Origin of the sequence: Pseudomonas paralactis (assembly GCF_001439735.1) — a bacterium.
Taxonomy (GTDB): domain Bacteria; phylum Pseudomonadota; class Gammaproteobacteria; order Pseudomonadales; family Pseudomonadaceae; genus Aquipseudomonas; species Aquipseudomonas paralactis.
This window is the reverse complement of sequence record NZ_JYLN01000010.1, coordinates 179,175-200,981: the sequence shown is the minus strand read 5'-3', so window position 1 is coordinate 200,981 and position 21,807 is coordinate 179,175. Positions and strand designations below refer to the sequence as shown.

Sequence of the window (21,807 nt, the reverse complement as noted above, 5' to 3'; positions counted from 1 at the left end):
ACGCAATGTACAGCGATTGCCGGACAAGACGTCATCAGTACCAAAGTTGTTCCAGATTCAAGTGCGCCTTGCGCACGCACTTGCGCGTAACTTCCCGTTACATTCGCCCAAGCCACTGACTCACGGACGAATCGATTCAGCAAGCTGCGAACCTTTCTCCCTGAAGTGGCGTCGTAACAAAGCATTGTTGCCAACCGCCCGCCGCGAGGTTCTCGTTTGAAAGCTGCCCTCATGAAGAAATACCGTCTGATCATCAAGACCATGGGCTATGTAGGCTGGTCCCTGTTCTGGCTGTTGCTATGGGATGTGGCGGTCACCGTGGACTTCATGTTGTTTCTCACCACCAAGATCAACCTGCCGCTGATGCCCCTGACATTGCTGGGCTCGGCGCTGGTGGTATTAATCAGTTTTCGCAACAGCAGCGCGTACAACCGCTGGTGGGAGGCGCGCACGTTATGGGGGGCGATGGTCAATAATTCGCGCAGCTTTGCGCGCCAGGTGCTGACACTGCTGGATGACCCCGACCGCGAAGTGAATCCGATCAAATCCACACTGCTGCGCCGCCATGTGGCCTATGTGAATTGCCTGGCCGCCCACCTCAAGGGCCAACCCTGCCCGGATGAAGTGCGCGCATTTATTCCCGCCGAGGAGTTCGCTCGCAATGGCGCCACCAACAATTTTGCCAATGACATCCTGACCGGTTCTGCGGCGTTGCTGGCCAGGGAATACAAGGCCGGCCACCTGGACAGCATTCGCCTGGCGCGGCTGGAGTCGACCCTGGTCGACCTGTCCAATGCCCAGGGCGGCATGGAGCGCATCGCCAATACGCCACTGCCCTACCCCTACGTGTATTTCCCGCGGCTGTTCATCTCGCTGTTCTGCCTGATCGTGCCGGTGGGCCTGGTGGAATCCCTCGGCTGGTTTACCCCGCTGGCTTCCACCGTGGTGGGCTTTATGCTGCTGGCCATCGAGCGTATCGGCACCGACCTGCAAAGCCCATTTCGCTCCAGCGAGCATCAGATCCAAATGGAGGCGATTTGCGAAACCATTGAGAAGAATCTGCAATCGATGCGCCGTGACGCACTGGCAGGCGATCAAATCGGTTGAGCACCCTTTCCCCCTGAAGTACTTGCCTTCACCCGAAAAATACGGCGAGGCGAGTGCAAGGGGACCTGAAACAAGGCACCCGCTTTATAGCGCTAGTCCACCAAGCTTGCCGTCGTTACGGGCAAACGTGACCTTGTCTCCCACTTTGAGATACGGATTGTGGTCAACAATGATAAGCACCTCTGCGGTTTCGTCGTCGGGCTTAATCCTCACATGATAACTGCTGAATTGCTGAAAGAAATATTCTTTGATCTCGGTAACTGTGCCGGGGTGCAGCGTAATTTTAATTGTCATGGTGTTAGGTCTCATCGTGAGTGGGGATATTTGTTCTGACACCATTGAACCCCTCTTTAAAACTCGCTTCTACTGTCAAGGTTCACAGGTATCACGAGCGCCGCACGGTGCGATTCTCCGTTTATTGCTTGGAGACGCTTCCCCCCAAGGAGGACGTTCTGCGCGACCTCTCCTCATCATCGCCGCACCTGTAAAAGACTATTACCAGGAACAATGTACTAACCAGTTACTTATCTTGCTAAAATCGCGTCTTTGCCCTCTCTCACTCGAGCCTATTCGACATGAAACGAGCATCGCGCGCCGCTGGCGTCTCTAGATTTCTACTCCTGGGCCTGGGCGTTGTCATCGCCCTGCTCGGCCTTGCGCTCGCCGTCGGCGGCGCCAAACTCGTGAGCCTGGGAGGCTCCTGGTACTTTCTGGCCGGTGGCGTGGCCATGGCAGTCTCCGGCCTGCTGATCGCTCGGCGCAAGCCTGCCGGTGCCTGGCTGTTTGCCGCGTTTCTGGCCGGTACCGCCGTATGGGCAGTAGCCGACGTGGGCCTGGTGTACTGGCCGCTGTTCTCGCGGCTGTTTATGTTCGCGGTAATCGGCGTGGTGGTGGCGCTGGTGTATCCGTTGCTGGCCGGCAAACCGGCGCGTGGCGCTTATGCGGTGGCGGCCTTGTTGGCCGTCGGCGTGGCGGTGGCGGCAGGCAATATGTTCGTCGCTCACCCAAGCGTGGCGCCGACCGGTGCCGGCCCTGGCATCACGCCGGTAGCCGAAGCCGATGCACAGAAAGACTGGGCGCATTACGGTAACACCGAAGGCGGCAGCCGCTTCGCCGCGCTGGACCAGATCAATCGCGACAATATCGACAAACTCAAAGTCGCCTGGACCTACCACACCGGTGACGTGGCCCTCAGCGACGGCAACGGCGCAGAAGACCAGCTGACGCCCTTGCAGATCGGCAACAAAGTCTTCATCTGCACCCCACACAACAACCTGATCGCCCTGGACGCCGACACTGGCAAGGAGCTGTGGAAGAACGAGGTCAATGCCCAGTCGGCGGTGTGGCAACGTTGCCGTGGCATGGCCTACTTCGACGCCACTGCGCCGATTGCCCAACCGACCCAGCCCAACAGCTCGCCGATCATCGCCGCCAGCGTGCCTGCCGGTGCGCAGTGCCAGCGTCGCCTGCTGACCAACACCATTGATGCGCGCTTGATCGCCGTAGACGCCGACACCGGCAAGTTCTGCGAAGACTTCGGCACCCACGGCCAAGTGGATTTGAAGGCTGGCCTGGGTAATGTGCCGGACAGCTACTACCAACTGTCTTCGGCACCCTTGATCGCCGGCACCACCGTCGTCGTCGGTGGCCGTGTCGCCGACAACGTGCAGACCGATATGCCAGGCGGCGTGATTCGTGGTTTTGATGTAATCAGTGGCCAGATGCGTTGGGCGTTTGACCCAGGCAACCCTGAAGACAAGCAAGCGCCGGCCGCTGGCAGCACCTATGTGCGCAGCACCCCCAACAGCTGGGCGCCGATGTCTTACGACCCGCTGATGAACACTGTTTTCCTGCCGATGGGCAGCTCTTCCACTGACATTTACGGCGTGGAACGCACCCAGCTGAACCACAAATATGGCGCCTCCGTGCTGGCGCTCGACGCGTCCACCGGTGCCGAAAAGTGGGTCTACCAGACCGTCCACAACGACCTGTGGGACTTCGACCTGCCGATGCAGCCGAGCCTGATCGACTTCACCCCGCCGGGCAGCGACAAAGCGGTACCGGCCGTGGTGATCGGCACCAAGGCCGGGCAGATCTACGTGCTCGACCGCGCCACCGGCAAGCCGCTGACCGACGTGCAGGAAGTACCGGTCAAAGCCGCGAACATTCCCAACGAACCCTACTCGCCAACCCAGCCAAAATCGGTGGGTATGCCGCAGATCGGCGCACAGACCCTGACCGAGTCGGACATGTGGGGTGCCACGCCGTACGACCAACTGCTGTGCCGCATCGACTTCAAAGGCATGCGCTACGACGGCCTGTACACAGCGCCAGGCACCGATAAATCCCTGAGCTTCCCGGGTTCCCTGGGCGGCATGAACTGGGGCAGCATTTCCACCGACCCGGTACACGGTTTTATCTTCGTCAACGACATGCGCCTGGGCCTGTGGATCCAGATGATACCGTCGCAGAACAAGGCCCAGGCTTCTTCCGGGGGTGAAGCGCTGAACACCGGCATGGGCGCCGTGCCGCTCAAGGGCACGCCGTATGCGGTCAACAAGAACCGCTTCCTGTCGGTGGCCGGTATTCCATGCCAGGCACCGCCATTCGGCACCCTGACCGCCATCGACATGAAGACGCAAAAGGTCGCCTGGCAAGTGCCGGTGGGCACGGTTGAAGACACCGGCCCCCTGGGCATCCGCATGCACCTGCCGATCAAGGTCGGCCTGCCGACACTGGGCGGTACGCTGTCCACCCAAGGCGGCCTGATCTTTATCGCCGGCACCCAGGACTTCTACCTGCGCGCCTTCAACAGCGGTAACGGTGAAGAAATCTGGAAAGCCCGCCTGCCCGTCGGCAGCCAGGGTGGCCCGATGACCTACGTGTCGCCGAAAACCGGCAAGCAATACATCGTCGTCACCGCCGGCGGCGCGCGCCAGTCCACCGACCGTGGCGACTACGTGATCGCCTACGCCCTGCCGTAACTACCCTCTGTTCGCGCGGTGCTCCCGCACCGCGCTTTGTGTTTGGAACCCCCCGCATGAACCCTACTTCTCATACGTCCCTTGGGCGCCTGGTGCTCGGCCTGGCGTTGACTGCCGCCCTGCCCGTTCAAGCCGACGACACCACCTTGACCGGCGACTGGGGCGGCCTGCGCCGGGAGCTTGACGCGCAAGGCATCCGCTTTACCGGCGACTACAGCGGCGAGACCGCCTACAACGCCCATGGCGGCCAACATCGCTCGGCGCGCTATTCGCAAAACCTCAAGCTTGGCGTGCAGTTCGACCTGGGCAAGCTCTACGGCTTCAACAACGGCGACCGCATTCAGTTGACCATCAACGACCGACGCGGCAACAGCGCTTCTGAAGACCTGGTGGGTAACCGCCTGCCGATCCAGGAAAACTACGGCGGCCTCTACACACGCCTCACCGAGTTGAGCTACGAACGCACCCTGTTCACCCCCGCGCTCAACGTCAAGCTCGGCTACATGGCCATGGGCAATGACCTCGGCGGGCTGGACAGCGGCATTTTGTGCAATTTCATGAACGCCGGTTTCTGCGGGCATCCGCTGAACATGTCGGGCGGCAGTGGCTGGGCCAACTACCCGAATGCGCACCTGGGCGCGCGGGTGAAATATGACTTTTCGCCAAACTGGCAACTGCGGGTGGCGGCGTTCAACGTCGACCCTTCCAGCAATGGCAACTCCAGCCGCGCCTGGCACCTGGGACCCAAGCACACCACCGGCACCGTGGTGCCCATCGAACTGATCTACAAACACACGGGCAACCTGCCGGGTGAATACAAGCTCGGTTATTACTACGACAGCTCCGATGTAAAACGCATTGGCAGCAACAAGGACGTCAGCGGGCGTGGCGGTCACTACCTGTTGATCGACCAGGCGGTGTGGGCCTCCCAAACCTCCCAGGGCCGCAGCCTGCACGCCTTCGGCCAATACTCCGCCGCCAGCGAAGCGGCTTCGCCGTTCACCAAGTGGTATGGCGCGGGGCTGGTGCTGTACAAACCGTTCGAAGGTCGCCCGCGGGATACCGTCGCCCTGGGTTATGGCCGTGCAGTGCCCAACCCGCGCAGCCGGGATAACGCGGATGCGGCCTACGCCAACCTGGACAACGCTGAACAGCTGATCGAACTCAGCTACGGCTACCAGGCCACGCCGTGGCTGACCCTGCGCCCGGATGTGCAATACATCATCGAGCCGGGGGCGTTTTCCGCACAGAACATCGACAACGCGCTGGTGCTCGGCTTGCAAGTCAAGGCGGTGTTCTAAGCGGTGTCCTGCTGGTATTGCCTGGGCGTACAACCGAACTCGCGACGAAACACCGTGTGCAGGTATTGCGCCGACTTGAACCCACAGTTCTGAGCAATATCGGCGATCGCCAGCGCTTGGTTCTCCAGGCCCTTGGCGGCCGCTGCGAGTTTGAAGCGCAGGATCTCGTCATGCACGCTGCACCCGCGCACCTTGCGAAAGTGCGCTTCCAATGACGAGCGTGAGACGCCGACATAGGCAGCGACCTGGTCGGTCTTGATCCCCTGGCACGCGTACTGGCGGATAAACAACAACGCCTGCATCACATAAGGGTTACCCAAAGGCTGATGCAGGCTGGAGGCTTGCACGTTGATCGCGTCCGGCGGCACCAGCACCTGCGTACCGGCACAGGGTTTGCCATGCAGCATCTGGTGCAGCAAGGCCGCAGCGGTACGGCCCATGGTCTCGGTGCCCTGGATCACCGAACTCAGCGGCACCCGCGTGAGGGTGCGAGTCAGCGGGTCGTTGTCGATACCGATCAACGCCACCTCCTCCGGCACCGCAATGCCCGCCGTCAGGCAGGCTTGCAACAACTGCCGGGCGCGGGCATCGGTGACCGCGATAATGCCGATGGGCTTGGGCAGGCTATGCAGCCAGGCAATCTGCTGCTCCACCGCGCTGTCCCACAACGGCGCATTGGTACCCAGGCCGCGATAGATTTCCACCGGCAATCCATCGCGTTGCACCAGGCCGCGAAAGGCTTTCTCACGCTCCTGCGCCCAGCGATTGGCCTGGGCCTCGGGCAGGCTGAAACAGGCAAACCGCGTCAGCCCGGCCTCGATCAGGTGTTCATAGGCCAGCTTTATCAAGGCGTGGTTATCGGTCGCCACATAGGGAATGCCTTTGGGGTACGCGCTGACGTCCTCATAAGACCCGCCCACCGCCACCACGGGTATCTGGCTCCCGGCCAGCGCCTCGCCAATCAGCGGGTCATCGAAGTCAGCAATGATGCCGTCTCCCTGCCAACGCTCGATACCGCGCAGGCGGCAGAGAAAATCCTCTTCCAGGAACAAGTCCCAGGATGCGCGGGTACTGCTCAGGTAATTGCCGATACCGGTGATGATGCCGCGGTCGTAGATTTTGCTGCCGTTGAAGAGCAAGGCGATGCGGTGCACGGGCGGTAGGGTTTTCATTGTTTTTGTCCTGGGGCCGGTGGGTGCAGATTAGGCGGGTGGGTCGGGGTTCTCAATGGGTAGGTGGGAGAATTGGCTAGCATAAACAGTGCCTCGATCTGAGGTTTACCTCGGCGTACCAACCGAAACCAATGATGCGGCAGGCTGAGGTTGGAAATGCCGAGGCTTTACAGTCATGTTTGTCGCTCTTCAAACTACCTTAACTTAAGCAGTGCAACACCGATTAACATCCAAATGAAGGCAATGATCATTATCTTCAAATTAACGGTGAGACGACGCTTTAAGTAAGGTGGAAAATTTTTCAGATCGACTGGGTCCAATTCTCCAAGAATGAGAGAAGCTTTTGGCCACATTATCATTCCAGTGATTTTCGACATTTCCAAGAGAGACCAAATCAAACCTCGTTTTCCGAGACTTGGGCCCCAGATATAAATATAACGGCTGTTCTTTAAAGCCTCTTTTATGGCATCCAAATGTCGATGGGTCAGGTAAAGGCTGTATGCAAGAGTCCAAGCTGCAAGCAGCATGGGGCCGCCCAGAAAAGCGATTGCAACCCACGGAGACCACGTGTCGATATTGCTCATGGTTGATTAAGCCGATAGCATTTCTCTCTAAATAGTTTCACCAATCACCTTCCAGGCGTACCAACCGAGATCTAATGACTTTCAGGCCACGACTGGGACGCCAATAACACTTACGGCCAAGGCCGTCACTACCCAAACTACCTATATTTCACCAGCAAGGCTGCAACTATTCCCCAAGTTAGGGCTGTGAAGGCCATGGTCGTAATGGTAGTAAGGTGTCGCTTCAAGTAAGGAGGAAAATTTTGAAGATCAATTGGATCCAGCTCCCCGTTTATAATAGAAGCCTTCGGCCACACCACCATTCCGGCAATTTTTGCCATTTCCAGTAGGGACCAAATTAAACCTCGCCTCCCCAAACTATTTCCCCAAATATAAATGTAGCGACTATTTTTTAAAGCTTCCTTGATAGCATCCAAGTGACGATGGGTCATGTACAGACTGTAAGCAAGACCAATTACGGAGAGCAGACCGGGACCTCCCGTGATAATGATCGCGACCCACCTTGGCCAAGTATCGATGCTGGTCATGGCTGTGTAGCCTCGTAAATCATTTCGCCTATGTATTCGCCACCTATACCACCGGCAGTAGTCCCCGCCCAAGCTCCGGCTCCGACTAAAGCTGCAACACAGACGACACCTCCGATACCACCTGTAGCTACGCCAATTCCCAGGCAGACTGGAGCACTGGCAGCACCCGCTGCCCAACCGCTGAAAACACCAAGAGCGGTGGATAAGCCGAACTTCCCCGCTTCCGTAAACTTGATCCTCTTGCACGCCTGCGCAGAGTCGCCGTTACACACTTGCTGAACAGCCAATAACGAAGACACCCCACCAAGGCCTATACCGATGTAACCACCTGCCTTCATATACTTCGTGGCACGACTAACAGCCTCCACGTGAGCCGCATACCCCGGAATCTGCCCCGGCCCGCCGGCCTTGTCCCAGTGATGCACCAGGCTGCGGCTGGAAATACCCAGGGCCGTTTTCAACTTCGGGTGATCGCCCAAAGTTGTCTGGCCGCGCAGGCGCGTGGAGTTAAGCAAATGGGCATCCAGCTGGTTCATCAGCCGCTGACGATCAGCAAAGAACTGCGGTGATCTAAGGTGGCCGTGCTGCCGATAGCTTTCCTGATGCAGGCGCTCCATCGCCTGGAGTGTGTCGCGCAGATTACTCAGGTGCTTCTCCATCACCACCGCACTCACGCCGAGCCAGGTTGAGGTATGGCCGATGAAACCGGCGATTTCGGCGCCGTGGCGAAACAGGAAGTCGGCCTCGTCTGGCGTCAAGGCATCCAGGGAGGCATCGACCTGCCGAGCGGCCTGCATCAATTGCGCTTCCTGATAGGTGCAGGAGGTATTGCTCGGATCGCTGAGCACGATCATCGAGCCGGCTTTGACGTGACTTGTATTGGGATTCAGTGATTGAAACTTGCGCATCACAGCCGGGTCACGAATCGGAAACAGCGTGGCCTCCAGTGCTTCGCGAGTCATGCTTTTGGGCACGATATAAAAACCTGGTTCCTGGCTCGAGAGGTTGTTAAATGCGGGCGGCGCCGAATGGCTTGTCGGTGTGTAAGCGTTTTGAGACGGCGCTGCCCGGTGAGTCGTTGGCCGGACCGGCTCGGCGGCTTGCCTGTTGGCACTCACCACCGAGCCACCTCTGCTGTGATACTTGGCTGAAAACACCGAAGGCACCAGCTCGGCTTTACAGGGACAGTCACTGTAGCTATCCAAGGTACCGGCCATAAGCCGGCCATGGCTATTCATGAAGGAAATGCCACCGACGATCCTATAAGTTTGGCCATCCTTGCCACAGGTAACTCGGTCACCTTCGCACGCATGGAAAAGGCCATGTATATTGATTCTTTTATCGCCGTCCAGCACTTCCCCGCCGCAGGTGGTTTTATCACCCAGGCCAATGAAATAACCTACGCTCATTGTTTTTTCCTTAATCTGTTCCGGACGTCCCGGCATATTTTCAACAGGGCATTGCGCCCCTGCTACTTCATAGACGGTAGAAAGTCTTCCGCCAGTGGAACGCCCTGACGTTCAATAAATATTGATGAGTCTTGAGGCGTATTAATAATCTGGTCGCCATTGCTGAGATAACTGCCTACCAGCGCGAGATGGCCATTATCTTCGCCCGATCCTGTCACGATAGGCGCTTGAGTGCCGTCGGCATATTCCACGTAATCACCCTTGTGTGCCGCACGTACTTGCGAGCCGTCGGCCAATCTAAACTCAAGCCCCGAAGCGCTTTTCTTGATGACACCACCGTTACGGGTCTGACTGCCTTCGGCGGCAATTCGGTAAATAGCAATAGGCGGGTGAGCGTTGCAATAAGCCTGCTGATCCTTAACGAGCTGCAAAGCGCGCTCATTGAAGTTGGATAACTGCTGCTCCGTAAAGGGTGATTTATTTAATTGATTGAGTAAGTCAGGCGTCATTTCATTGGTATATGGCGAAAAGTGCGTTGCGTTCATGATGTCTTCCTAATTGGTGGTCTTAGCTGACACCCGAACTTTGAAGAGGCATACCCCCACCGTAAAGTCAGACGTTTCCCTAAATCACGTACTCCCTGAGCCGTTCTGAGCCCTTCACTCAAAATCGCACTACCCCTTGGTGATTTTCATAATCGGCACCCCAGGTGCCGTTGCTAGTATCCAGACACCGCCCAGAACAATAAGGAAACCGCCATGCCGTACTTCCCCGGTGTCGAGAAGGTTCGCTTCGAAGGCCCTGCCAGCGAGTCCCCCCTCGCCTTTCGTCATTACGACGCCAACAAGCTGATCCTCGGTAAACCCATGCGTGAGCACCTGCGCATGGCCGCCTGTTACTGGCATACCTTTGTGTGGCCAGGGGCGGATATGTTTGGCATGGGTACGTTCAAGCGCCCATGGCAACGCAGTGGCGATCCGATGGAGCTGGCGATGGGCAAGGCGGAGGCGGCCTTCGAGTTTTTTTCCAAGCTGGGTATCGACTACTACAGCTTTCACGATACCGACGTTGCACCGGAGGGCAGCTCGCTCAAGGAATACCGCCACCATTTCGCACAGATGGTCGACCAGCTGGAGCGCCATCAGGAACAGACCGGCATCAAGCTGCTGTGGGGCACCGCCAATTGCTTCAGCAACCCGCGCTTTGCCGCCGGGGCCGCGAGCAACCCAGACCCAGAGGTATTTGCCTACGCCGCCGCCCAGGTGTTCAGCGCGATGAATGCCACGCTGCGGCTCAAGGGTGCCAACTATGTGCTGTGGGGTGGCCGTGAAGGGTATGAGACTTTGCTCAACACCGACCTCAAGCGCGAGCGCGAACAGCTCGGGCGCTTTATGCGCATGGTGGTCGAGCACAAGCACAAGATCGGTTTCAAGGGTGACCTGTTGATCGAGCCCAAGCCCCAGGAGCCGACCAAACACCAGTACGACTACGACAGCGCCACGGTGTTCGGCTTCCTGCAGGAGTACGGCCTGGAGAAAGAAATCAAGGTGAACATCGAGGCCAACCACGCAACCCTGGCCGGGCACAGTTTTCATCATGAGATCGCCACCGCGGTATCGCTGGGGATCTTTGGCAGCATCGACGCCAACCGCGGCGACCCGCAGAACGGCTGGGACACCGACCAGTTCCCCAACAGCGTCGAAGAAATGACCCTGACCACCTATGAAATCCTCAAGGCCGGCGGGTTCAAGAACGGCGGCTACAATTTCGACTCCAAGGTGCGCCGCCAGAGCCTGGACGAGGTGGACCTGTTCCACGGGCATGTGGCAGCCATGGATGTACTGGCGCTGGCCCTGGAACGTGCGGCGGCGATGGTGCAGAACGACACGTTGCAGCAGTTCAAGGACCAGCGTTACGCCGGGTGGAACCAGGCATTGGGCCAGGCGGTGCTGGCAGGTGAGTTCAGTCTGGAATCATTGGCTGAACATGCGTTTGCCCACGAGCTGAATCCGCAGGCCGTGAGTGGTCGACAGGAGATGCTTGAGGGCGTTGTGAATCGGTTTATCTACACCTGAGCGCCCTCGCCACAATGAGAGTCTTCACCTAGTGTCTTTTCCAACAACAATAAAAGGACGCACCACCATGAAGTCATTCAAGCGCACCCTGCTGGCCACTGCCCTGGCCCTGCTCGCCTTGCCGGTGATGGCCGATCCGGCCCATCCTAAAATCGGTTTCTCCATCGATGACTTGCGCCTGGAGCGCTGGTCCCGCGACCGCGATTACTTTGTTGCGGCGGCGGAAAAACTCGACGCCAGGGTGTTCGTACAGTCCGCCGATGCCAACGAGCAGAAGCAGATTTCCCAGATCGAAAACCTGATCTCCCGGGGCGTCGATGTGATTGTGATCGTGCCGTTCAACGCCACGGTGCTGACCAACGCCGTCGCCGAAGCCAAGAAGGCCGGGATCAAAGTGGTGTCTTACGATCGCCTGATCCTCAACGCAGACATCGACGCATACATCTCCTTCGATAATGAAAAAGTTGGCAAAATGCAGGCCAACGGCGTGCTGCAAGCGGCGCCCAAGGGCAATTACTTCCTGCTCGGCGGCGCACCGACGGACAACAACGCCAAGGTGCTGCGCGAAGGCCAAATGAAGGTGCTGCAACCGGCCATCGACAAGGGCGACATCAAGATTGTCGGCCAGCAGTGGGTCAAGGAGTGGAACCCTACCGAAGCCTTGAGCATTGTCGAAAACGCCCTGACCCGTAACGACAACAAGATCGACGCCATCGTCGCTTCCAACGACGCCACCGCCGGCGGCGCGATCCAGGCCCTGGCCGCACAGAAACTGGCGGGCAAGGTGCCGATCTCCGGCCAGGACGCTGACCTCGCGGCGATCAAACGCGTGATTGACGGCACCCAGACCATGACCGTCTACAAGCCGCTCAAGCTGATCGCCACCGAAGCCGCCAAGCTTTCGGTGCAACTGGCGCGCAGTGAAGAACCGACCTACAGCTCGCAGTACGACAACGGCAGCAAGAAAGTCGACACCATCCTGCTCACCCCGACGCCGCTGACCAAAGCCAATATCGATGTATTGGAAAAAGACGGTTTCTATACCAAAGAGCAGATCGGTCTGTAGGAGCGGGCTTGCCCGCGAAAAACGTTAACGATAACGCAGCGCTATCGGGCAACCCGTGTCGTCTATGAGTTTTTCGCGAGCAAGCTCGCTTCTACAGTAATGTCGTCAGCCCTTGTGTGAGCAATCGTAATGCCTGACTACCTGCTGCAAATGAACGGCATCGTCAAAAGCTTTGGCGGTGTCAACGCCCTCAATGGCATCGATATCAAGGTACGTCCGGGCGAATGCGTCGGGCTGTGCGGTGAAAACGGTGCCGGTAAATCCACCCTGATGAAGGTTCTGTCGGCGGTCTACCCCTACGGCACCTGGGAGGGCGAAATCCTCTGGGACGGGCAGCCGCTCAAGGCCCAGTCCATCCGCGAAACCGAGGCCGCCGGCATCGTCATCATTCACCAGGAACTGACCCTGGTGCCCGACCTGTCGGTGGCCGAAAACATCTTCATGGGCCACGAGCTGACCCTGCCCGGCGGGCGCATGAACTACCCGGCGATGCTGCAACGGGCCGAAGCCTTGATGCGCGAACTCAGGGTGCCGGACATGAACGTGGCGCTGCCAGTGTCGCAGTACGGCGGCGGCTACCAGCAACTGGTGGAAATCGCCAAGGCCCTCAACAAGCAAGCGCGCCTGTTGATCCTTGACGAGCCGTCCTCGGCCCTGACCCGCTCGGAAATCGAAGTGCTGCTGAACATCATCCGAGGCCTCAAGGCCAAGGGCGTGGCCTGCGTGTATATCTCGCACAAGCTCGATGAAGTGGCGGCAGTGTGCGACACCATCGCCGTGATTCGCGATGGCAAGCACATCGCAACCACCGCCATGGCCGACATGGACATCGCGCAGATCATCACCCAGATGGTCGGCCGCGAGATGAGCAACCTCTACCCCACCGAGCCCCATGCAGTGGGCGAGGTGATTTTTGAAGCGCGCAACGTCACCTGTTACGACGTCGATAACCCCAAGCGCAAGCGTGTCGACGATATTTCCTTTGTGCTCAAGCGCGGCGAAATCCTCGGTATCGCAGGCCTTGTGGGCGCCGGGCGCACCGAACTGGTGTCGGCCCTGTTCGGTGCGTATCCAGGCCGCTACAGCGCCGAGGTGTGGCTGGACGGCCAGGTCATCGATACGCGCACGCCGCTCAAATCGATCCGCGCCGGGTTGTGCATGGTGCCCGAAGACCGCAAGCGCCAAGGCATCATTCCCGACCTGGGCGTCGGCCATAACATCACCCTGGCGGTGCTCGACACCTACGCGCACCTGAGCCGCATCGACGCCGAGGCCGAACTGGGCAGCATCGACCAGCAAATCGCGCGTATGCACCTCAAGACTGCCAGCCCGTTCCTGCCGATTACCAGCCTGTCCGGCGGCAATCAGCAAAAGGCCGTGCTGGCGAAAATGCTGATGGCCAAGCCCAGGGTGCTGATCCTCGACGAGCCCACACGCGGCGTGGATGTAGGCGCCAAGTATGAGATCTACAAACTGATGGGCGCGCTGGCAGCCGAAGGCGTGTCGATCATCATGGTGTCTTCGGAGCTGGCCGAAGTGCTCGGCGTGTCCAACCGCGTGCTGGTGATCGGCGACGGCCAACTGCGCGGTGACTTCATCAACGAGGGGCTGACCCAGGAACAGGTGCTCGCCGCTGCGCTCAGCCAACACAATAACAATCGGAAGACCGCGTAGATGAATCAGGTCAAACACCTTTTCACCCGTTACAAAATGCTCGCCCTGGTGATTGCCGTGGCGTTCATCTGGCTGTTTTTCAGTTGGCAGACCGAGGGCGGCTTCGTCACGCCGCGCAACTTGTCCAACCTGCTGCGGCAGATGTCGATCACCGGCATATTGGCGTGCGGCATGGTGCTGGTGATCATCAGCGGCGAGATTGATTTGTCGGTGGGGTCGTTGCTCGGGCTGTTGGGCGGGCTGGCGGCGATTCTCGACGTGGTTTACCACGTGCCGCTGCTGGCCAACCTCAGCCTGGTGGCGCTGTGCGGCTTGATGATCGGCCTGGCCAACGGTTACATGACCGCCTACCTGCGCATCCCCTCGTTTATCGTCGGCCTGGGCGGGATGCTGGCGTTTCGCGGGATTTTGCTGGGGATTACCGGCGGCACCACCATTGCGCCGGTGTCGCCTTCGCTGGTGTATGTAGGCCAGGGGTATTTGCCCCACACCGTCGGCCTCGGGCTTGGGGTGTTGCTGTTTGCCCTGACGGTGTTCCTCACCTGGAAACAGCGGCGCAACCGCGCACTGCACGGCTTGGCCGCGCATTCGCTGATGCGTGACGGGTTGCGCGTGGTGCTGATCGGGGCGGTGCTGGCCGGGTTCGTCACCACGCTCAACCGCTACGATGGCATTCCGGTACCGGTGCTGTTGTTACTCATACTGCTCGGCGTATTCAGCTACGTCACCCGCCAGACCGTGTTCGGTCGCCGTGTGTATGCGGTGGGCAGCAATATGGAAGCCACACGCCTGTCGGGCATCAATGTGCAAGCGGTGAAACTGTGGATCTTCGGCATCATGGGCGTGATGTGCGCGCTCGCCGGCCTGGTGAACACCGCGAGGCTGGCGGCGGGTTCGCCGTCGGCGGGCAACATGGGCGAACTCGACGCCATCGCCGCGTGCTTTATTGGCGGCACTTCGATGCGCGGTGGGTCGGGCACGGTGTATGGCGCGTTGTTGGGGGCGTTGGTGATTACCAGTTTGGATAACGGCATGTCGATGCTGGATGTGGACAGCTACTGGCAGATGATCGTCAAGGGCAGCATTTTGGTGCTGGCGGTGTGGGTGGATGTGAGTACGCGCTCGGGCAGGCGGTAAGTTATCCGCCAGAGCACCACTGATCACCCTGTGGGAGCTGGCTTGCCTGCGATGGCGGCCTAACAGTCGACATCTATCTGCCTGACACTCCAATGATCCCACTGTGGGAGCGGGCTTGCTCGCGAAGGCGGCCTGACAGTCAACACAGTTGGATGGTGTACATATCCATTGCTGCGGTCACGGCCACTTAGGGTTCCGCCCTGACGGCGGCTCACTTTTGAGAAGCCGGAATGCCGGCCCAGACAAAAGTAAGCAAAACGCTCTTGCCCCACCACTCGGCACCTCGCCTAGGCTCGGTGTGCCCGTAATCCGCCAGCGTGGTTTGACGGGGCGCCTAAGATCAAAAGCAGATCAAGATCAAGAGCGGCTCGCTTCGCATCGTGGTTAGCGGCGATCGCAGGCAAGCCACATTGATCGCATTGCACGCGTGGGTTAGTGGCATTTGGTCATGGTTTGTAAAGGGCCAGCAAGGCGTGTCCCTTTAAATTGCAGGACGTTTCCTAGACAATCCTTGCCGCCTTGTGCCTGCTGGAATCGGTGGCTAGTCTGCGGTCCGTCACTGCCAAATCAGTGATCGGGTTTAGTCGCCCGGATTCGAGCAAGCGTTTGGTCCCATAACGTTTTTATGGTGGCTGTGCGCGGGGCGCCTTCGGGTGCGCCGGATGCTCTGGACCGGTCGACTAACCTGCGTACAGCCGCCACCCTACGTTTAGTCGCGAAGCGTGTCGGCTCCATGATCATTCCGGAGCTATACCATGAATAAAGTACTACCTGATCCACCCATCGATCCCGCAAAAGACCGCGCCGCGTTCAACCGCGCCATCGACCATTACCTGCCTACCCAAGGCTTCCACTGTGTCAACGAAGACCTGAGTTTCGAAGACGCCCTGCTCTACACCGCCAGCCTGCTCGACAGTGCCTCTGCCACGGCACTCGATTGCGGTGAGCTGCTGCAAAGCCCTGAACGGGCGAAGATCCTGGCAGTGTGGCATTTGCTCGAAATTGCCAAGACCACAGTTGATCGCTCAATCGAGTGCCTGACCAGCACCAAGGCCACTGCCTAAACGCGCTTAAAACTGTGGGAGGCACAAGCCTTAGTACCACCTGTAGGAGCGAGCTTGCTCGCGAAAAACGCAAAGGCGCCGCGCTTATTCAGGAAGCACGCGTTATCGTTGACGTTTTTCGCGAGCAAGCTCGCTCCTACAATGGGTGGGGGGACAGCCCTCATAAGCCTCATTTTTCCCTCGGGTTATTGCGGATAAAAACTAAAAGTCCATAATGGACAAATTAGTTCATCCGGAGAACCCCATGTCCACGACGCCCCTCGTTATCGACCAGGCCCAGGCTCGTACCTTGCTGGCTCAAGTCGACGTGCCGTTGATCTTGCGCAAATTGTTTTGCGACCTCGCCGCCGGGCAAGCGGTGCAGCCGGCGCAACAATTGGTGGAGTTTCCCCAGGGTGCCGGGGATTTCATCAACTACCTGGGCGTACTGGCCGAAGACGGGGTGTACGGGGTCAAAACTTCGCCCTACATCGTGCGCGAGCAAGGCCCGTTGGTGACGGCCTGGACCCTGTTGATGTCGATGCACAGCGGCCAGCCGTTGCTGTTGTGCGATGCCGCTGAATTGACCACTGCCCGCACCGCCGCCACCACGGCCTTGGCGGTGGATGCGCTGGCCCCGGCGGCGGCGCAACGCCTGGCGATCATCGGCAGCGGCAAGGTCGCCCAGGCGCACCTGCGTTACGTACAGAACCTGCGCGACTGGCAGCAAATCCGCCTGTACTCGCCGAGCCTGAGCAGCGCCAGCGCCGAAACGCGTATGCAGTGGGCCTGCCTGGACCCGCGCCTGACCCTCGCCGCCACCTGCGAGGCCGCCCTGGAAGACGCGGATGTGATCCTGCTGTGCACCTCGTCCGCCGGCCCGGTCATCGACCCGTCACGCTTGAGCAAACCCGCGTTGATCACCTCCATCAGCACCAACGCGCCGCGTGCACATGAAGTGCCGCCACACTGCCTCAACCAGATGCACGTGTTCTGCGACTACCGCCAGACCACGCCGGATTCGGCCGGTGAGATGCTGATCGCCAGCGAACAGCACGGCTGGGACAAACGCACGATTGTCGGCGACTTGCCCGAATTGTTCAGCGACATGGCCCAACGCCCGGCCTACGACCGTCACGTCTTTTTCCGCTCCATCGGCCTGGGCCTGGAAGACATCGCCCTGGCCAATGCCCTCTACAAACTGTAGGAGCGAGCTTGCTCGCGAAGACCTCACAGGCACTGCGTTTACACAGGATGGACGCGTTATCGTTAACGTTTTTCGCGAGCAAGCTCGCTCCTACAATGCTTATTTCAGGAGTTCTTCATGAGCCACGCAGACTTCATCATTATCGGCGGCGGCATTGCCGGCGCGTCCACTGGTTTCTGGCTGTCGCAGCACGCCAAGGTGTTGGTGCTCGAGCGTGAAAACCATCCCGCCTATCACTCAACCGGGCGCTCGGCGGCACTCTACACGGCCGCGTACGGCACCCCGCAAGTGCGTGCGCTGACCTTGGCCAGCCGGGCGTTTTTCGACCAGCCACCAGCAGGTTTCTGCGAACACCCACTGCTCACACCCCGAGGCGAAATGACCGTCGATTTCACCGGCGATCCTGCCGAACTCGATAGCCAATACCTGAGCGCCAAAGCCACCGTGGCACAGGTGGAACGCTTGAGCGCCGACGAGGCCTGTCAGCGCTTGCCGATCCTGCGCCGGGAAAAAGTCCACGGCGCAATTTATGACCCAACGGCGTGCGACATCGATACCGACGCCCTGCACCAGGGCTACCTGCGCGGCATCCGTCGCAACCAGGGCGAAGTACGCACCGACAGCCATGTATTGGGCTTGAGCCGCGACGCCGATGGCCTGTGGCATGTGCGTACCCAGGATGCGACCTTCACCGCGCCGGTCATCATCAACGCTGCCGGCGCCTGGGCCGACCATATCGGCGGGCTGGCAGGCGCAGCCTCCATCGGCTTGCAACCCAAGCGCCGCTCGGCGTTTATCTTCGCCGGCCCGGACGGCGTCGATACCCATCACTGGCCGATGCTGGTGGCCCTCGACGAAGCCTTCTACATGAAACCCGATGCCGGCATGTTCCTCGGCTCGCCGGCCAATGCCGACCCGGTCCAGGCTCAGGACGTGCAACCCGAAGAACTGGATATCGCCATGGGCATCTACCAGATCGAGGAAGCCACCACCCTGACGATCCGCCGCCCGACGCGCACCTGGGCCGGCCTGCGCAGTTTCGTGGCCGACGGTGATTTGCTCAGCGGTTTTGACCCCCAGGTGCCGGGGCTGTTCTGGGTCGCGGCGCAGGGCGGTTACGGTATCCAGACCTCCCCGGCCATGGGCCAGGCCAGCGCTGCGCTGGTGCGCGGCGAACCGCTGCCCGAGCAGCTCACACGGTTCGGGCTGGACGCTGGTATGCTCTCCCCCGTCCGCCTGGAGCCCCATTGATGAACACCGCCGAACAAGACAAGGTCATGCAGAACTTTCGGGCGATTGCCGATGCGATCGCCACGCTGTTCTTTCCCCATGCAGAAGTGGTGCTGCACGACCTGCGCACGCAAACCGTCGACTATATCGCCAACAACCTGTCCAAGCGCAGCCTGGGTGACGACTCGTCGCTGGAGGACATGTTGGACGGCGACGTCAGCGAAGTGAATATCGGGCCTTATGAAAAGCTCAACTGGGACGGTCAGAAAATCCGCAGCCTGAGCACCGTGCTGCACGACCACAAAGGTCGCCGACTGGCCGTGCTGTGCATCAACCTGAACATCTCACTGCTGGAAAACGCCAAGGCCGCGCTGGATCTGTTCCTGTCACCGAGCAAGCTGATCGCCCAGCCGGACGCGCTGTTTCGCGATGATTGGCAGGAGCGTATCAATACCTTTCTGCATGGCTGGCTGCGTGAGCGTCAGTTGAGCCTGAACCTGCTGACCCGCGATCACAAACGTGAGCTGGTGTTGGCGTTACACGCCGAAGGCGCGTTCAAGGGCAAGAGCGCGTCCAACTATGTCGCCAACGTACTGGGCATGGGGCGGGCGACGGTCTATAAGCATTTGAAGGAACTCAAGGGTTGAGCCCTTTCTGACGACAGCGCCGATCCCCTGTGGGAGCTGTCGAGCTCCCACATTGACCGCGTATTTCCCTGGATCAGTCGCCGTAGATATCGGCCTTGAAGTACTGCTGTGAAATCTTCTGGTATTCACCACTGGCACGAATGCCGTCGATGGCCGCATTCAGCTCGCTGACCAACGCCGTGTTGCCCTTGCGCACAGCAATCCCCGAGCCCTCACCGACGTATTTGGGATCCTTGAGTTCCGGGCCCACAAACGCATAACCCTGGCCGCGTGGCATCGACAGGAAGTCACTCAGGGGGATGGTGTCGGCAAAAATCGCGTCCAGGCGCCCCGCTGCCAGGTCCATGTAGATTTCTTCGTTATTGCTGTAGCGCTTGACGTTGATGCCCTTGGGCTCGAACACCTCGGTGGCATAACGGTCGGTGGTGGTGGCGCGCTGAACGCCGACGTTCTTGCCCTTGAGGCTGGCGTACTGGTCATCCACCACCGCGCCGTCCTTCATCACCAGGCGTGAGGAGGTGAAGTAGTACTTGTGGGTGAAATCCACCGACTTCTTGCGGTCTTCGTTGATGGTCATGGACGACAGCGCCATGTCGATTTTCTTGACCTTGAGGGAAGGAATCAGACCGTCGAACTCACCTTCAACCCACACGCACTTGACCTTCATTTGCGCGCACAGGGCGTTGCCGATGTCGTAGTCAAAACCGACGATCTTGCCGTCGCCCGTCTTGGACGCAAACGGTGGGTAAGCGGCCTCGATGCCGATGCGCAGGGTTTTCTCGGCGGCCAGCAGGTGGCTGGAGGCAAACAGGCTCAGGGCCAGGGCGGGAATAAGGTGGCGTTTCTTCATGATCGGGTTCTCGCGGGTTGTTGTTGGTTTGGCAAGAGTGAAGAAAAACGAGCAGCAACTGTTTTGTACTTATAATTCCATACTGGACTTTTAAGATCATCTCGTCAATTCAGAACAAACACGTACGAAATGTGGGAGGGGGCTTGCTCCCGATAACGGTGTTTCAGGCACAAAGACAGTGACTGACACTCTGCTATCGGGAGCAAGCCCCCTCCCACACTTGGACTTGCAGTACTTGTAAGACCTTACTTGGAGACTGGCATCGCAAACTCCGCACCCTGTTCAATGCTCTCCGACCAACGCTGCATGATCGACTTCTGCTTGGTGTAAAAACGCACTCCCTCGGTTCCGTAGGCATGCATGTCGCCAAACAGGCTTTTCTTCCAGCCGCCAAAACCATGCCAGGCCATCGGCACCGGAATCGGCACGTTGATGCCAACCATGCCCACTTCGATGCGCCGCGCAAATTCGCGGGCGATGTTGCCGTCGCGGGTGAAGCAGCTGACGCCGTTGCCGAACTCATGGTCGTTGACCAGCTTCACGGCCTCGGCAAAATCATTCACACGTACGCAGGCCAGCACCGGACCGAAGATTTCTTCGCGGTAGATGCTCATGTCTTGGGTCACATGGTCGAACAAGGTCGCGCCGAGCCAGAAGCCGTTTTCCAGGCCCGGTTCGGTGGGCACGTAGTCACGGCCATCGAGCAGCAATTTTGCGCCAGCCTGCACGCCTTGCTCGATATAGCCGCTGATGCGCTCCAGCGCGGCCCGCGACACGATAGGGCCCATCTCGGCTTTCAAGTCGCGGCCATCGGTAATGCGCAGGGTCTTGGCGCGCTCACTCAAGGCCGCTATGACTTTATCCCCCACGTCCCCCACCAGCACCGCCACCGAAATGGCCATGCAGCGTTCGCCGGCACTGCCATAAGCCGCGCCCATCAGTGCGTCGACGGTACGCTCGATATCAGCGTCAGGCATCACCACCATATGGTTTTTCGCCCCGCCCAGGCCTTGTACACGCTTGCCGTTGCGGGCGCCGCTCTCATAGATGTACTGGGCAATCGGCGTGGAACCGACAAAACTCACGGCTTTAACATCCGGGTGTTCGATCAGCGCATCCACCGATTCCTTGTCGCCCTGCACCACGTTGAACACGCCTTTGGGCAAGCCCGCTTCACGCAGCAATTCGGCCATGAACAACGCGGCGCTCGGGTCGGTGGGGCTTGGCTTGAGGATGAAGGTGTTGCCCGCCGCGATGGCGATCGGGTACATCCACATCGGCACCATCACCGGGAAGTTGAACGGCGTCACACCGGCCACCACGCCCAGCGGCTGGCGCATCGTCCAGTTGTCCATGCCCCGGGAGACCTGGTCGGAGTGCTCGCCCTTGAGCAGGTTGGGAATGCCGCAGGCAAATTCGAGAATATCGATGCCACGGTCAACTTCGCCCTGGGCGTCGGTGAAGACCTTGCCGTGCTCGGCAACAATGATGCGCGCCAGGTCGTCCTTGCGCTCACGCAGCAGGTGCAGGTACTCGAACAGCACACGGGCGCGGCGGATCGGCGGGGTGTCGGCCCAGCCGGCGAATGCGGCCTGGGCGGCGGCGACGGCTTCGCCTACGGTCTGGCGGCTGGCCAGGGCCACACGTGCGGTCACTTCGCCGGTGGCCGGGTTGTAGACGTCCTGATAGCGATCATCGCGGCTCACGCGCTGGTCGTTGATGTAGTGCTCGATAGTCGTGGTCATGGCAATGGGTCCCAGGTGAGTAGCGTTGGGACACACGATAGGCTTTCGG

Annotated in this window: 19 protein-coding genes; 11 read left to right on the top strand and 8 right to left on the bottom strand. The window is 59.5% G+C overall.

The window, feature by feature from the left end; translation table 11 throughout:
• Nucleotides 1-216: 216 nt before the first annotated feature.
• The gene (locus TX23_RS22835) at nt 217-1,107 is read left to right on the top strand and encodes a bestrophin family protein (RefSeq protein ID WP_057704141.1); all 891 of its coding nucleotides are present in this window, start codon (nt 217-219) and stop codon (nt 1,105-1,107) included.
• Nucleotides 1,108-1,191: 84 nt separating this feature from the next.
• On the opposite strand, the gene TX23_RS22830 is transcribed toward TX23_RS22835, so the two are convergent.
• Nucleotides 1,192-1,401, bottom strand: a complete 210-nt coding sequence (locus tag TX23_RS22830; RefSeq protein ID WP_157243940.1) for a hypothetical protein — start codon at nt 1,399-1,401, stop codon at nt 1,192-1,194.
• A 281-nt stretch (nt 1,402-1,682) separates the two neighbouring features.
• Between TX23_RS22830 and TX23_RS22825 the strand changes: the two genes are divergently transcribed.
• A complete protein-coding gene (locus TX23_RS22825; RefSeq protein WP_057704139.1) occupies nt 1,683-4,091 on the top strand; it encodes a glucose/quinate/shikimate family membrane-bound PQQ-dependent dehydrogenase in 2,409 nt (802 codons plus the stop codon).
• 56 nt (nt 4,092-4,147) lie between these two features.
• On the top strand, nt 4,148-5,392 hold the full coding sequence (locus TX23_RS22820) for a carbohydrate porin (protein ID WP_057704138.1): 1,245 nt from the start codon (nt 4,148-4,150) through the stop codon (nt 5,390-5,392).
• Here TX23_RS22820 and TX23_RS22815 read toward each other — a convergent pair.
• The 5 genes from TX23_RS22815 to TX23_RS22795 all read right to left on the bottom strand — a co-directional run bounded on the left by TX23_RS22815 (nt 5,389) and on the right by TX23_RS22795 (nt 9,629).
• Entirely contained in the window at nt 5,389-6,564 is a 1,176-nt protein-coding gene (locus TX23_RS22815) for a XylR family transcriptional regulator (RefSeq protein ID WP_057704137.1), read from the bottom strand. The genes TX23_RS22820 and TX23_RS22815 overlap by 4 nt on opposite strands.
• Nucleotides 6,565-6,758: 194 nt before the next feature.
• On the bottom strand, nt 6,759-7,148 hold the full coding sequence (locus TX23_RS22810; RefSeq protein ID WP_057704136.1) for a hypothetical protein: 390 nt from the start codon (nt 7,146-7,148) through the stop codon (nt 6,759-6,761).
• 137 nt (nt 7,149-7,285) lie between these two features.
• Entirely contained in the window at nt 7,286-7,675 is a 390-nt protein-coding gene (locus tag TX23_RS22805; RefSeq protein ID WP_057704135.1) for a hypothetical protein, read from the bottom strand.
• Complete coding sequence (locus TX23_RS22800; RefSeq protein WP_057704134.1) at nt 7,672-9,084, bottom strand: PAAR domain-containing protein; 1,413 nt, start codon at nt 9,082-9,084, stop codon at nt 7,672-7,674. Before TX23_RS22800 ends, TX23_RS22805 begins: the two co-directional genes overlap by 4 nt.
• A gap of 62 nt (nt 9,085-9,146) precedes the next feature.
• The gene (locus TX23_RS22795) at nt 9,147-9,629 is read right to left on the bottom strand and encodes a hypothetical protein (protein ID WP_057704133.1); all 483 of its coding nucleotides are present in this window, start codon (nt 9,627-9,629) and stop codon (nt 9,147-9,149) included.
• A 213-nt stretch (nt 9,630-9,842) separates the two neighbouring features.
• Here TX23_RS22795 and xylA point away from each other — a divergent pair, with 213 nt between their 5' ends.
• The 8 genes from xylA to TX23_RS22755 all read left to right on the top strand — a co-directional run bounded on the left by xylA (nt 9,843) and on the right by TX23_RS22755 (nt 19,163).
• Entirely contained in the window at nt 9,843-11,159 is a 1,317-nt protein-coding gene (gene xylA, locus TX23_RS22790) for a xylose isomerase (protein ID WP_057704132.1), read from the top strand.
• 67 nt (nt 11,160-11,226) lie between these two features.
• On the top strand, nt 11,227-12,225 hold the full coding sequence (gene xylF / locus TX23_RS22785; protein WP_057704131.1) for a D-xylose ABC transporter substrate-binding protein: 999 nt from the start codon (nt 11,227-11,229) through the stop codon (nt 12,223-12,225).
• A 129-nt stretch (nt 12,226-12,354) separates the two neighbouring features.
• Entirely contained in the window at nt 12,355-13,899 is a 1,545-nt protein-coding gene (gene xylG, locus TX23_RS22780; protein WP_057704130.1) for a D-xylose ABC transporter ATP-binding protein, read from the top strand.
• A complete protein-coding gene (locus tag TX23_RS22775) occupies nt 13,900-15,036 on the top strand; it encodes a sugar ABC transporter permease (RefSeq protein ID WP_057704129.1) in 1,137 nt (378 codons plus the stop codon).
• 755 nt (nt 15,037-15,791) lie between these two features.
• The gene (locus tag TX23_RS22770) at nt 15,792-16,100 is read left to right on the top strand and encodes a DUF6124 family protein (protein WP_057704128.1); all 309 of its coding nucleotides are present in this window, start codon (nt 15,792-15,794) and stop codon (nt 16,098-16,100) included.
• A 244-nt stretch (nt 16,101-16,344) separates the two neighbouring features.
• On the top strand, nt 16,345-17,286 hold the full coding sequence (locus TX23_RS22765) for an ornithine cyclodeaminase family protein (RefSeq protein WP_057704127.1): 942 nt from the start codon (nt 16,345-16,347) through the stop codon (nt 17,284-17,286).
• Nucleotides 17,287-17,403: 117 nt separating this feature from the next.
• Nucleotides 17,404-18,537: an NAD(P)/FAD-dependent oxidoreductase gene (locus tag TX23_RS22760; protein WP_057704126.1), complete on the top strand. Its 1,134-nt coding sequence runs from the start codon at nt 17,404-17,406 to the stop codon at nt 18,535-18,537.
• Nucleotides 18,537-19,163 (top strand): helix-turn-helix transcriptional regulator, encoded by a 627-nt coding sequence (locus tag TX23_RS22755; protein ID WP_057704125.1) that lies wholly within the window; start codon nt 18,537-18,539, stop codon nt 19,161-19,163. Before TX23_RS22760 ends, TX23_RS22755 begins: the two co-directional genes overlap by 1 nt.
• Nucleotides 19,164-19,236: 73 nt before the next feature.
• Here TX23_RS22755 and TX23_RS22750 read toward each other — a convergent pair whose 3' ends face one another.
• Both TX23_RS22750 and TX23_RS22745 read right to left on the bottom strand, forming a co-directional pair.
• Nucleotides 19,237-20,013, bottom strand: a complete 777-nt coding sequence (locus TX23_RS22750; protein ID WP_057704124.1) for an ABC transporter substrate-binding protein — start codon at nt 20,011-20,013, stop codon at nt 19,237-19,239.
• A 245-nt stretch (nt 20,014-20,258) separates the two neighbouring features.
• Nucleotides 20,259-21,758: a CoA-acylating methylmalonate-semialdehyde dehydrogenase gene (locus tag TX23_RS22745; protein ID WP_057704123.1), complete on the bottom strand. Its 1,500-nt coding sequence runs from the start codon at nt 21,756-21,758 to the stop codon at nt 20,259-20,261.
• Nucleotides 21,759-21,807: the final 49 nt, after the last annotated feature.